General features: G+C 70.7%; 10 protein-coding genes and 1 pseudogene. 3 read left to right on the top strand and 8 right to left on the bottom strand.

The genetic code is table 11. The annotated features are described in order from the left end of the window. Positions 1–431: 431 nt before the first annotated feature. The 3 genes and pseudogenes from EDC50_RS09815 to EDC50_RS09805 all read left to right on the top strand — a co-directional run. Positions 432–689 (top strand): hypothetical protein, encoded by a 258-nt coding sequence (locus EDC50_RS09815; protein ID WP_123770279.1) that lies wholly within the window; start codon positions 432–434, stop codon positions 687–689. A 92-nt stretch (positions 690–781) separates the two neighbouring features. Next, on the top strand, positions 782–1,552 hold the full coding sequence (locus tag EDC50_RS09810; RefSeq protein ID WP_123770278.1) for a pyridoxine 5'-phosphate synthase: 771 nt from the start codon (positions 782–784) through the stop codon (positions 1,550–1,552). A 148-nt stretch (positions 1,553–1,700) separates the two neighbouring features. Then, a pseudogene (locus EDC50_RS09805) lies at positions 1,701–1,787 on the top strand (pyridoxine 5'-phosphate synthase); the annotation flags it as partial. A 1,141-nt stretch (positions 1,788–2,928) separates the two neighbouring features. Here the strand turns inward: EDC50_RS09805 and EDC50_RS09800 are convergent. The 8 genes from EDC50_RS09800 to recF form a co-directional block, all read right to left on the bottom strand. Then, entirely contained in the window at positions 2,929–3,348 is a 420-nt protein-coding gene (locus tag EDC50_RS09800; RefSeq protein ID WP_123770277.1) for an ExbD/TolR family protein, read from the bottom strand. Between the two features lie 21 nt (positions 3,349–3,369). Then, on the bottom strand, positions 3,370–3,789 hold the full coding sequence (locus EDC50_RS09795) for an ExbD/TolR family protein (protein ID WP_123770276.1): 420 nt from the start codon (positions 3,787–3,789) through the stop codon (positions 3,370–3,372). Between the two features lie 47 nt (positions 3,790–3,836). Next, positions 3,837–4,592: a MotA/TolQ/ExbB proton channel family protein gene (locus EDC50_RS09790; protein WP_123770275.1), complete on the bottom strand. Its 756-nt coding sequence runs from the start codon at positions 4,590–4,592 to the stop codon at positions 3,837–3,839. A gap of 73 nt (positions 4,593–4,665) precedes the next feature. Continuing rightward, positions 4,666–5,340 carry an energy transducer TonB gene (locus EDC50_RS09785; protein ID WP_123770436.1) on the bottom strand — a complete coding sequence of 225 codons (675 nt, stop codon included), beginning with the start codon at positions 5,338–5,340 and terminating at the stop codon, positions 4,666–4,668. 148 nt (positions 5,341–5,488) lie between these two features. Then, positions 5,489–6,706: a tetratricopeptide repeat protein gene (locus tag EDC50_RS09780; RefSeq protein WP_123770274.1), complete on the bottom strand. Its 1,218-nt coding sequence runs from the start codon at positions 6,704–6,706 to the stop codon at positions 5,489–5,491. Between the two features lie 119 nt (positions 6,707–6,825). Next, positions 6,826–7,659, bottom strand: a complete 834-nt coding sequence (locus EDC50_RS09775; RefSeq protein WP_123770273.1) for a M48 family metallopeptidase — start codon at positions 7,657–7,659, stop codon at positions 6,826–6,828. A gap of 224 nt (positions 7,660–7,883) precedes the next feature. Then, positions 7,884–10,343: a DNA topoisomerase (ATP-hydrolyzing) subunit B gene (gene gyrB / locus EDC50_RS09770; RefSeq protein ID WP_123770272.1), complete on the bottom strand. Its 2,460-nt coding sequence runs from the start codon at positions 10,341–10,343 to the stop codon at positions 7,884–7,886. A gap of 326 nt (positions 10,344–10,669) precedes the next feature. Further along, entirely contained in the window at positions 10,670–11,788 is a 1,119-nt protein-coding gene (recF, locus tag EDC50_RS09765; protein WP_123770271.1) for a DNA replication/repair protein RecF, read from the bottom strand. Between the last annotated feature and the right edge of the window lie 159 nt (positions 11,789–11,947).

The following is an 11,947-nucleotide window of genomic DNA, read 5'->3' as shown; positions in this document are numbered from 1 at the left end:
GCGCGCGGGCGAGGGCGGGAACATGGACGCGAGCCGGGGTTCGCCGGCAGGCCTTCGCACCGCACGCCGTTCGCGCCCGCCCCGTCCGGCGGCGCGGCGCGCGTTCTTGCGGGCATCACCGGCGGCCGCTGCGGGTCCGGGGAGGGGCGGCAGGAGGGCCCGCTTCGCCGTGGCCCCGGCACGCGGCGGACGCCGGCGGTGCGTTGCCCCGCCTCCGCGCTTTGCCACGCACTTGCATGCGGCGCTTCGGTTCCGCGAGTCCGGCCTCGGGCGGTCGGCCCGACGGCGATACCGCCAAGGGCGACCGCGGCCGCGGCGGGCGCCGTCGCCGGGGCGACCGACGGTCGCCGCGGCCGGGCGGCCGGCCGCGGCCGGCGCGAAGCGGCGGGCTACACTGCCGGCACCCGTCGCCCCCATGGAGCATCGTCGCGATGCACTGGCTCTACCTGCTGCTGGCGCTGGTCGCGCTCGCGATCGCGTTCAAGACCTCCTCGGTCGCGATCCTGCTGGTCTGCCTGCTGGCCGCGCTGGCGTTGGGGCTGGCCTGGGTGATGGCGTTGCTGGCGCAACGCGTGGGCAGCCACAGTCGCGACGCGGCGCTGATCCTCGACCCGGCCGAACTGCGCCGCCTGCGCGAGCAGGCCGAAGCGCGCCGCGCAGGGCAACCGCCGAGCCCGCCCGCCGTCTGACCCGCGCTTGCACGCCGCCCGCGTGCGCGTGGGTGGGCCGGCGTCGCCGCGCCACGGGCCGCGCCGGCGCGAACTGCTATGCTCGCGCCGCGATGACCTTGCTCAGCGTCAACGTCAACAAGATCGCCGTGCTGCGCAATTCGCGCGGCGGCCGCGAGCCGGACGTGGTCCGCGCCGCGCAGGCCTGCCTCGAGGCCGGCGCCCACGGCATCACCGTGCACCCGCGCCCGGACGCGCGCCACGTCCGCGCCGACGACGTGCTCGCCCTGGCCGAGCTGACCCGCGCCTACCGCGCCGAGTTCAACATCGAGGGCAATCCGTTCGCGCCGCCGCGGCCCGGCTATCCGGGCCTGCTCGCCCTGTGCGAGCAGGCGCGGCCGGCGCAGGCGACGCTGGTGCCGGACGCCGACGGCCAGCTCACGTCCGACCACGGTTTCGACTTCCGCCACGATCTCGACCGGCTACGCCCGCACGTGGCCGCGCTGAAGGCGCTGGGCTGCCGGGTCAGCCTGTTCGCCGACGCGCATACCGCGGCCGCGCGCGACAGCATCGGCGCGGCCGCGGCGAGCGGCGCCGACCGGGTCGAGCTGTACACCGGCCCCTACGCCGAGGCGCACGCAGCCGGCACCGGCGCGGCGATGGCCGCGCACTTCGCCGAGGCCGCGCGCCGCGCCCAGGGCGCCGGCCTCGGCGTCAACGCCGGCCACGACCTCAGCCAGGCCAATCTCGGTCCGTTCCTCGCCGCGGTGCCGGGCGTGCTGGAAGTCTCGATCGGCCATGCGCTGATCGGCGAGGCGCTGTACGACGGCCTCGCCGTGACGGTACGCAATTACCTGCGGATCCTCGCCGGCATCCCCGGCTGACAGGGCCGCTTCGCGACCCGGCGCGGAACCGGCGCCTGGCCGCCGCATCGCAGCCCCGCAAGCCCCGGCACGCGGCACGGCGCCCGTTTCGACACAGCCGCGGCGATCCGTTCTCGCTCCGTTCCCACCGCGGTGCCGGAGTGCTGGAGTCTCGATCGGCCATGCGCTGATCGGCGAGGCGCTGTACGACGGCCTCGCCGTGACGGTACGCAACCGCCTGCGGATCCTCGCCGGCATCCCCGGCTGGCAGGGCCGCGTCGCGAGCCGGCGCGGAACCGGCGCCTGGCCGCCGCATCGCAGCCTCGCAAGCCCCGGCAAGCGGCACGGCGCCCGTTTCGACACAGCCGCGGCGATCCGTTCTCGCTCCGTTCCCACCGCGGTGCCGGGGTGCTGGAGTCTCGATCGGCCATGCGCTGATCGGCGAGGTGCTACGACGGCCTCGCCATGACGGTAAGCAACCGCCTGCGGATCCTCGCCGGCATCCCCGGCTGGCAGGGCCGCGTCGCGAGCCGGCGCCTAGGCAACCGCATCGCAGCCCCGCAAGCCCGGTACGCGGCACGGCGCCCATTTCGACACAGCCGCGGCGATCCGTCGCGCGTGGTTCGGTCGCGACCGGAGTCGGCCTGACCGCATCTGTTCTCACTTCGGCGGAAGCGCCGCCGATGCCGCGCGCCGTCGGCTTCGGCATTCGAGCGCTACCGTCGCAACGTCCGCGCACGGCCAGCCCACCCTCTGTTTCGACAAGGCGCTCGCAGTCCCTGCTTCCGCTTTCGTAAACGGGCCACCGCCGCGCAGTGCGCGCGTCGCACGCCTCGAACTCTTCGATCGCGGTTGATCGCGTGCACGGTCCGAGGCACGGCTCGGGCAGGGCGATACCGCCCCCGCCGTCGCGCCTGCGCCAGCGCGCCGGCGAATCCGGGTAGTCGGCTAGGCCGCGGCCTCGATCCGCGGCACCGTTCCGGGCGCGCCTCGCGCCAGGTCGGTCGGCACCGCCGCCAGCGCGTCGGCATCCCGCGCGACGCCGTCCAGGCGAAACCGCCGGCGGGTCGATCCCCGGCACCGACGGCGGCGGCGGCATCGTCCCGCTGAGCCCGGCCGCGGCCGGCGCAGGTCGCCGCACGGCCACCGCCGCGGCGACCATGAAGATCACCAGCGGCACCGGCACACGTCGACCCGCGGGGTGACGTTGATCGCGGCGGCTTCGCCGGCCGCGCGCGGTCGTTGCGGAGGCAGGCGGAGACGGCCCTGACCTTGGCTCCTTCGGACCCCATGCCGCCTCCACGCCACGCCCGCCGCCCCGCCCCGGCAAGCGCGCAAAAAAACGCCGCCCGGAGGCGGCGTTCACGACGGTAAGCGTCAAACCCGTTCGGTCTTCGTCACTGGTTCTGGACGAAGCCGATCTTTTCCATTTCTGCGTTCTTGGCCTTGGCCAGGACCTTGGCCAGGATGCCGTAGTCCGAATCCGGACTGGTTTCGATCTCGAGCATGGGCTGGTTGGTCGGGTCCTTCTGGACCTCGGCCTCCATCAGCCCCTGCAGCGCGTCCAGCGGCTGCGGCGCGTTGTTCCAGTACACCTGGCCCGAGGCGTCGATCCGCAGCGAGATCGGCGGCGGCGGCGTCTTGGTCTGCGGCGGCGGGTTGATCGACTTCTGCGGCAGGTTGACGTCGATCGGATACGACAGGGTCGGCGCCGTGACCATGAAGATGATCAGCAGCACCAGCATCACGTCCACCAGCGGGGTGACGTTGATGTCCGCCATCGGGGAACCGCGGCCGGAGCCGGAACTGAATGCCATAACGTGAGTCTCCGGTTGCGCTCAGCGTTCCTTGGTCGCCACGAAGCCGACCTTGCGCATGCCCTGGGCCTGCGCGATCTGCACCACTTCGCTGACGATGCGGTACTTGGTCGTCTTGTCGCCGCGGACGTTGATCTGCGGTTGCGGGGTCTTCTGCGCTTCCACCGACAGCCGGCTTTCGAGCAGGTCCTTGTTGATCGGCTCGTCGTTCCAGAACAGCGAGCCGTCCTCGCGTACCGCCAGGGTGATCGGCGGTACGGGGGGAGCGAGTTCCTCGCGCTTGTCGAGGTTCGCTTCGGGAAGGTCGACCTTGACCTTATGCGACATCAACGGTGCGGTGATCATGAAGATGATCAGCAGCACCAGCATCACGTCGACCAGCGGCGTGACGTTGATTTCGGCCATCGGGCCGCCGCTGTCGTTGCCTGCACTAAAGGCCATGTCCGAACTCCAACCTGCTTCGAAAGGGCGTCGGTGTTACGACCGCATCAGCGCTTGACGGCCGCTTCGCCGACGCGAGCGCCGGTGGCGAAGAAGTCGTGCAGATCGTGCGCGAAGGTATCGAACTTGTTGTTAGTGACGCGATTCATGCGGGTGAAGAAGTTGTACGCCAGCACCGCCGGAATCGCGACGAACAGACCGATCGCGGTCATGATCAGCGCCTCGCCCACCGGGCCGGCGACGGCGTCGATCGACGCCTGGCCGGTGGCGCCGATGCGGATCAGGGCGTGGTAGATGCCCCACACGGTGCCGAGCAGGCCGACGAACGGCGCGGTCGAACCGACGGTGGCGAGCACGGTCAGGCCGGCCTCGAGCTTGGAGCTCTCGCGGGTCACGCCCTGGCGCAGGGCGCGGTCGACGAACTCGGAGCGGTTCAGCGACTCGACCAGGCGCGAACCTTCGTGGCGCTGGTGGTGCGCCGCGGCCTGGGCGGCGTCGAGGGCGATCTTCGAGAACGGCTCGAAGCGCGGCTGCTCTTCCATGTAGCGGATGGCGTCCTGCGCGTTCGGGGTTTCCCAGAACGTGCTGATGACGCGGTCCGACGTGGCGCGCAGGCGCATGTTCTTGATGAAGTTGACGACGATCCAGTAGATCGACATCACCGACATCAGGGCGAGGGTAAGGAAGACGATCCAGCCGACCAGATCGAAGTTCTGCAGCAGATGGGCGAAGCTCATCTGCTGAAGCGCCTGGGCGTTGCCCCCGGCTCCGGTCGCAGCGGCGGTGGTGGTTTCCTGCAGCATGACGCTTACCTTTGAGTGTCGTGGAATGGGAAGAAGTTGTTACGTGTTGCGGGAAGAGGCCCCGGCCGACCGGTCAGGTCGGCGGGACGAAGTCGACGGGGACGCGGACGCGGCTGGGAACGCCGACGCCGTTGCGCATCTCCGGGTTGAACTTCCACTTCCGGGCTGCGTCCATGGCGGCACGGTCGAGGTTGCGGTTGCGGCTCGACTTCTCGACCGAGACATCAAGCACATTGCCTTGGCCGTCGATGCTGATGATCAGCACCACGGTGCCACCGATGCCCTGGCGGGCCTCGGTCGGCGGGTACTTCGGCGGGTTCAGGCGCCGCGAGGACGGATCCACGCTCGACTCGATCGTCGTGGCCGGCGCGGGCGGCGCCGGCGGCGCCGGCGGCGGTGCCTCGACGTCGACCGGGCTCGGATCCTCGACCACGATCGGCGGCTCTTCCGGCGGCGGCGGGAGCTGCGTCGGCTGCGGCGGCGCGATCTTCGGCGGCGGCTTCAGCTCTTTCGGCGGCTCCGGCGGCGGCGGCGGCGGGGGCGGGGGCGGCGGGGGCGGTTTGATGATGTTGACGAAGGTGACCTCTTCCTTGCGCTCCTGCTGGGCCGGCGGCGCCATCGGCGCGAGCAGCAACAGCAGCGCGGCGGCATGCACCGCGATCGCCATGGTGATACCGGCGATGCGCGCCCAGTTCAGACCTTCGCGTTCTTCATCGGTATGAGGGTGGATTTCGAAGTCTTGCGTCATGCGCCGTAGCTCGGAGGTGTTACCGGACGCCAGGGCGCCGCGGGCCGTCAACATGCTCCCAGAAACCGGTTACCGGTCACGGGAACTTCCTAGCATATACCAAATCGGACCAGCGCTACCAAGCCCGACCGGGAAGTTTCGCTTTGCCTTACTTGGCAGGCAAAGCGAGGATCTTCTTGGCGTCCTCGGGCTTTTTCACGCCCTTGGCGATCGCCTGCTGGGCCGCTTCCTTGGCCTCCGGAATGCGGTCTTCCTGCCACAGGAGACGGGCGAGATTGAGATAGGTCTCGCCGTCGGGCGCCAGCGGCGCCGCCTTGCGGTAGGCGTCGATGGCGGGGCCGAACTGGTCGGAGAAATAGTATGCCTGCGCGAGCGCGACGTAGACTTGGTAGTCGGGCTTGAGCACGCCCTTCTGCAGGCCGTCGTTGATCGCCGCGACCGCCTCCTTCTCCTTGCCGTCCATGTTGAGGTAGGTGGCGTAGAGCTGGCGGTATTCCTTGTCGTCGGTCAGCTGGCCGCTGGCGCGCAGCTTCTCGAGCACGCCGGCGGCCTTGTCCAGCATGTCGGCCTGCTGGTAGACCACGGCGAGGTTGAGCTGGGCGCGCTTGTCGTTCGGGTTCTTGGCCGCGAGGTTCTCGGCGATCTTGACCGCCTCGGCGCTCTGGCCGCCTTCGTTGTAGGCCGCCATCAGCAGCTGCTGCCAGTCGTTGCGCGGCTCCGGCGAGGCGTCGATGGCCTGCTTGAGCACGGCGGCGGCCTCGGGATAGCGCTCCAGGCGGTACAGGGCGTTGCCCTTGATCACCAAGTGCTCGGGCTTGGTGCTCTTGGACTCGGCGAAGAAGCGGTCGAGCGTCTGCAGCGACTGCTCGTACTGGTCTTCCTGCAGCTGCAGCTGGGCGAGCATGAACATCGCGCCGAAGTGGGCGTTGTTGTCCAGGCCGTTGAACTCGATCGCCTTCTTGAGGTAGTCCATCGCCGCGGCGGTGTCGTCGGCGTCGTAGGCGGCCTGGGCGCCGATCTGCGCGGCGAAGGAGCGGTCGTAGGCGTTGAACGAGGCGTTGCCGATGATCTCGTCGGCGAGCGCGCGCGCCTCGGCCGGCTTCTCGTCCTCGTAGAGCTTGACCAGCTTCTGCAGCTTCGACCCGGCCTTGGACGAGGCCTTGATGTCGGGCGACTTGCGCGTGGCCTGCGGGTATTCGTCGGCCGGCTTCTCCTGCTTGCCGGCGCGCTCCGCCTGGCGGGCGCGGCGCTGCTCGGCGCGCTCCTGCGCGGACTGCGCGCTGACCTGGCTGATCGCGCCGAACGCGAGTACGGCGCCGATGGCCGCCGCCAGCACGGTGCGGTTACGGACGGAGAGCTTGCTCATGGATATGCACCTCGAATTCGCTGCCGCGGGCCGGCGATGACGGCGCGGGGCCGGGGGGCCGACACGCTACCAGAAACGCGGGGCTGTGGGATACGGGGTCGATGCGTTTTTCTCCGCGCTCATCCGCACTTGGGCGTACGGCCGGCGGCGCGGGCCTGCTCGTAGGTCGGCATCAGCGAGCCGGCGCGCGCGCCGAGCTCCTGCAGGCGCGCCTGCGGATCGGGGTGCGTGGACAGCCACTGCGGCGGCCGGCTGCCGCCGGCGGCGATCATGTTCTGCCACAGGTTGACCGCCTGGCGCGGGTCGAAGCCGGCCTGCGCGGCGAGCTGCTGGCCGACCACGTCGGCCTCGCTTTCCTGCTGGCGCGAGTTGGGCAGCAGGAACAGGGTCTGCGCGGCGACGCCGCCGAGCTGGCCGGCGGCGTCGCCAGCGGTGGAGCCGTAGGCGCTGCCGAGCAGGGCGCTGCCGAGGCCGAGCAGGGTCGAGGCGCCCTGCTGGCGGGTGATGCGTTCGTCGTGGTGACGGGAGACGACGTGGCCGACCTCGTGCGCGATCACCGCCGCGAGCTGGTCCTGGGTCTTGGCGACGGTGAAGATGCCGGTGTTCACGCCGATCTTGCCGCCGGGCAGGGCGAAGGCGTTGGCCGAGGGGTCGGCGAACACCGCGACCTCCCAGGTGCGCTGCCACCCGGCCGGCAGTTGCCGGGTGATCGCGTCCGCGACGCAGCGCACGTAGGCGTTCTGGCGCGCGTCCGTGCTCAGCTTCTGCTTGGCCTTGGCCTCGGCGAAGGCCTGCGCGCCGAGCTGGTCGAGCTGCGCCTGCGAGACCGCGCCGACGTACTGGCGGCGGCCGGTCGGCGAGGTGGTGGTGGCGCAGGCGGCGACCACGGCCGCGACCGCCACTGCGGCCCAGGCCGGCGCGGAGCGCGGCAGCGTCCTCGAATCCAGTTTCATCGCGCGCGGATCCCCAACGTGAATCGGTGGCCGGGTTGTAGCGGGACTCGGATTAACGGTTCGTCAATGCGGTTCTTGAGGGCAACCGGGCGAGCGGCGAGGCGACCGTTCGGACGCGGCCGGGACGCGGCGGCCGGTCGGCCGCCGCGCGCCGGGCGCGATCGCCTGCGCGACGGCGTCGAGGCGAGCGCGGCGCAGGCCTGCGCATGCGCCAGCCACACGCCTCACACGTCCAGGTTGGCGACCTTCAGCGCATTGTCCTCGATGAACTCGCGGCGCGGCTCGACCACGTCGCCCATCAGGGTGGAGAAGATCTGGTCGGCCGCGACCGCGTCCTCGATCCGCACCTGCAGCAGGCGCCGGGTGTCGGGGTTGACCGTGGTTTCCCACAGCTGCTCCGGGTTCATCTCGCCCAGGCCCTTGAAGCGCTGGATCTGTCGGCCCTTCTTGGCTTCTTCCATCAGCCAGGCCTGCGCCTCGGCGAAGCTGGCCACCGGCTGGGTGCGGTTGCCGCGCTGGATCTGCGCGCCGTCGCGGATCAGCCCGTGCAGCAGAGCCGCGGCCTCGCGCACCGCGCGCAATTCGCCGTTCTCGAACGCGCTCAGCGGCAACACCTGGGTCAGCTCCTCGCCCATGTGCCGGCGCTTGACCAGCAGCGCGGCCGGGCGGCCGTCGCCGGCGTGCAGCTCCAGGGTATAGCGCGGCTTGCCCAGGCCGCTGCGGTTCAGGCGCGCCTCGATCGCGCCCAGCTGGCGCCGCAGCGCTTCGCCGTCGCCGAGCGCGGCGCTGTCCAGCGGCGCGGCGTCGATCAGCGCCTCGAGCACGCTGGCGTCGTAGCGGTGCGCGCTGCGCGCGATCACCTCGCGCGCGCCGGCGTAGGCCAGCAGCAGCTTCTCCAGCTGTTCGCCGACGATCGCCGGCTCGCCCGCGGCCGGCACCAGCGAGGCGCCTTCGACCGCGCTGTTGGCGAGGTAGGCGTCGAGCGCCGCGTCGTCCTTCAGGTACAGCTCGTTCTTGCCCTGCTTGATCTTGTACAGCGGCGGCAGGCCGATGTAGACGTGGCCGCGCTCGATCAGCTCCGGCATCTGCCGGTAGAAGAAGGTCAGCAGCAGGGTGCGGATGTGGCTGCCATCCACGTCCGCGTCGGTCATGATGATGATGCGGTGGTAGCGCAGCTTGTCGGGGTTGTACTCGTCCTTGCCGATGCCGGTGCCGAGCGCGGTGATCAGGGTGCCGACCTCGGCGGAGGAGAGCATGCGGTCGAAGCGCGCGCGCTCGACGTTGAGGATCTTGCCGCGCAGCGGCAGCACCGCCTGGTTCCTGCGGTTGCGGCCCTGCTTGGCCGAGCCGCCCGCCGAGTCGCCCTCGACGATGAACAGCTCGGACAGCGCCGGGTCCTTCTCCTGGCAGTCGGCGAGCTTGCCCGGCAGCCCGGCGATGTCGAGCGCGCCCTTGCGCCGGGTCAGCTCGCGCGCCTTGCGCGCGGCCTCGCGGGCGCGGGCGGCGTCCACCACCTTCTCCGCGATGGCGCGCGCCTCGAGCGGGTGCTCCTGGAGGAACTCCTCCAAACGAGCGCCGAACACGCTCTCAACGACCGGCTTCACCTCGGAACTGACCAGCTTCTCCTTGGTCTGGCTGGAGAAGCTCGGGTCCGGCACCTTGACCGACAGCACCGCGATCATGCCTTCACGCATGTCGTCGCCGGACAGGGCGATCTTGGCCTGCTTGGCCAGGCCGTTCTGCTCGATGTAGTTGCTGAGGGTGCGGGTGAGCGCGGCGCGGAAGCCGGCCAGGTGGGTGCCGCCGTCCTTCTGCGGGATGTTGTTGGTGAAGCAGAACATCGTTTCCTGGTAGGCGTCGGTCCATTGCAGGGCGACGTCCACGCCGATCCCGTTCTGCTCGCCCGACACCGCGATCACGTTCGGGTGCAGCGGCGTCTTCAGCTGCGCCAGGTGCTCGACGAAGGAGCGGATGCCGCCTTCGTACTGGAATACGTCCTGGCGGCCCTCGCCGCGTTCGTCGGCGAGGGTGATCTTGACGCCGGAGTTCAGGAACGACAGTTCGCGCAGGCGCTTGGCCAGGATGTCGTAATGGAACTCGACGTCGCTGAAGATCGCCGCCGACGGCCAGAAGCGCGTCAGCGTGCCGCGGCGAGTCGAGGGTTCGAGTTGCCGGAGCGGGTACAGCGGTTCGCCCAGCGCGTATTCCTGCTGGTGGTGGTAGCCGTCGCGCCAGATGTCGAGCGTCAGCTTCTCGCTCAGCGCGTTGACCACGCTCACGCCGACGCCGTGCAGGCCGCCGGAGACCTTGTAGCTGTTGTCGTCGAACTTACCGCCGGCGTGCAGCACGGTCATGATGACCTCGGCCGCCGAGCGCCCCTCTTCCTTGTGGATGTCGACCGGGATGCCGCGGCCGTTGTCCTGCACGGAGACCGAGCCGTCCTCGTGGATGGTCACGATGATGTCGTCGGCGAAGCCGGCCAAGGCCTCGTCGATCGAGTTGTCGACCACCTCGAACACCATGTGGTGCAGGCCGGTGCCGTCGTGCACGTCGCCGATGTACATGCCCGGCCGCTTGCGCACGGCTTCCAGGCCTCGCAGCACGGTGATCCGGCTGGAGTCGTAGACGGGCGCGGCGTCGGGCGTGGACGGGGTCTGAGCGGGATCTTGCTCGTGTTGGGTCATGCGGCGGCAGGCTCCGGCGACGCGGATCGCGGCGGTGGCCGGACGCGTCGAGACACATTAGCTATACGAACCGGGAGTATAACAGGCCCGTGCCGACGCCCCGGCGTGGCTCCGGGGGCCGCGCAGGCCCCGCGGCGAGGCGCTCAGCCGCGGGATAGGTTCCGCCTCCAGACTCGTGGACTGCGCCATCGAAGACGCGGCGCATCCCAGCCGAGGCGTTCGGCCCGGCCGCCGGATGGAAGAGGGAGTGCCCGGCGCAGGTCGCGCTTCTTCGATGCATCGAGGGCCTGCGGCGGCTTGCCGCGCCGACATAGCCGCTGCGCCGATCAGCCGATCACCGAGCCATGTTCCACGTGGAACCGCGCGACTTCCGCGTCGGCCAAGGCCGCCGGCGCCTCGGTGCCCGTGATGAACACCTGCGCTTGGCAGCCACGCAACCGCTGCAGCACCCGGCCTTGGTGATGACGGTCCAGTTCCGAGGCCAGATCATCCAACGCCACCACCGGCCATTCGCCCCGCACCGCAGCGTGGTGTTCGGCCTGGGTCAGCAATGCGGCCAGCGCGGTCAGCTTGGCCTGGCCGCGCGACAGGGCTTCGCGACCGGGCAACGCGGCGAAGCGGATCCTCCAATCGGCCCGGTGCGGACCGACGCTGGTGTAGCCGGCGGCCAGGTCGCGCTCGCGCGCCAGCAGCAGCGCGTCGCCCAGCGGCCATTCGTCGCGGCGCCAGCCGGGCAGGTACTCCAGCTCGGCTGCGCCCAAGGCGGGGGCCAGCTGCGCCAACACCGCGGCGAAGCGGGGTTGCAACTCGTCCAGATAGCGTTCGCGCCAGCGGCTGAGCGGCTCGCCCGCCTCGGCGAGCTCTCGATCCCAGGCGTCCAGCTGCGCGTCGCGGGCCCGGGCCTTGAGCAGGGCGTTGCGTTGCTTCAGCGCCCGGACATAGCGGCGCCACAGCGGCAGGAAACCGTGTTCCACGTGGAACAGGCCCCAATCCAGGTAGCGCCGGCGGGCCTCGCCCCCGCCGGTGATCAAGGCGTGGCTGCCGGGCTCGAAAGTGATCACCGCCAACGCGGCGCACAGCTCCCCCAGGCTGGCGACGTCGCTGCCGTCCAGCCGCCCGGTCCAGGCCTGCCCGGTATGGCGCAGGCCGGCGCGACGCGTCCGCAGAGGGGACCCATCGGCGTCGGCGATTTCCGGGACGGCCGCGGCCGCCGCCCGCTCCCGCCATTCGACGAACACCTCCAGCGCCGGATCGCCGCTGCGGATCAGCCCGTCGCGGACCCGGCCGCGGAAGCTCCGGCCGTAGGCCATCAGGTGCAGCGCTTCGAGCACGCTGGTCTTGCCGGCGCCGTTATCGCCAGTGATCAGGTTCAGGCCGGGAGCGGGGGCGAGGCGGAGCGCGGCGAAGCGACGCAGGCCGCGCAGTTCGAGGCGGGTGACGTGCATGGAGGCGCCAGTCTAGCCGAGGGGACGGCACAACCTGGAACCGGCCATTGCTCGTCGGGTTTCACGTGGAACACCGCAGGCGGAACAGCCGCGCGGCTGGCACCGGCGACGCGGCCGAGGATCTGCATTCCGCGGTTGCGATGTGAGAGCGTACCAAGG

The sequence above is a fragment of the Vulcaniibacterium tengchongense genome (assembly GCF_003814555.1).
GTDB lineage: Bacteria > Pseudomonadota > Gammaproteobacteria > Xanthomonadales > Xanthomonadaceae > Vulcaniibacterium > Vulcaniibacterium tengchongense.
This window is presented reverse-complemented; position numbering and strand designations above follow the sequence as displayed.

Coding starts and splice junctions, on each gene's coding strand:
- EDC50_RS09790 (WP_123770275.1), bottom strand. CDS start 4,592: ATGCTGCAGGAAACCACCACCGCCGCTGCGACCGGAGCCGGGGGCAAC.
- EDC50_RS09810 (WP_123770278.1), top strand. CDS start 782: ATGACCTTGCTCAGCGTCAACGTCAACAAGATCGCCGTGCTGCGCAAT.
- recF (WP_123770271.1), bottom strand. CDS start 11,788: ATGCACGTCACCCGCCTCGAACTGCGCGGCCTGCGTCGCTTCGCCGCG.
- EDC50_RS09785 (WP_123770436.1), bottom strand. CDS start 5,340: ATGACGCAAGACTTCGAAATCCACCCTCATACCGATGAAGAACGCGAA.
- EDC50_RS09795 (WP_123770276.1), bottom strand. CDS start 3,789: ATGGCCTTTAGTGCAGGCAACGACAGCGGCGGCCCGATGGCCGAAATC.
- EDC50_RS09780 (WP_123770274.1), bottom strand. CDS start 6,706: ATGAGCAAGCTCTCCGTCCGTAACCGCACCGTGCTGGCGGCGGCCATC.
- EDC50_RS09800 (WP_123770277.1), bottom strand. CDS start 3,348: ATGGCATTCAGTTCCGGCTCCGGCCGCGGTTCCCCGATGGCGGACATC.
- EDC50_RS09815 (WP_123770279.1), top strand. CDS start 432: ATGCACTGGCTCTACCTGCTGCTGGCGCTGGTCGCGCTCGCGATCGCG.
- gyrB (WP_123770272.1), bottom strand. CDS start 10,343: ATGACCCAACACGAGCAAGATCCCGCTCAGACCCCGTCCACGCCCGAC.
- EDC50_RS09775 (WP_123770273.1), bottom strand. CDS start 7,659: ATGAAACTGGATTCGAGGACGCTGCCGCGCTCCGCGCCGGCCTGGGCC.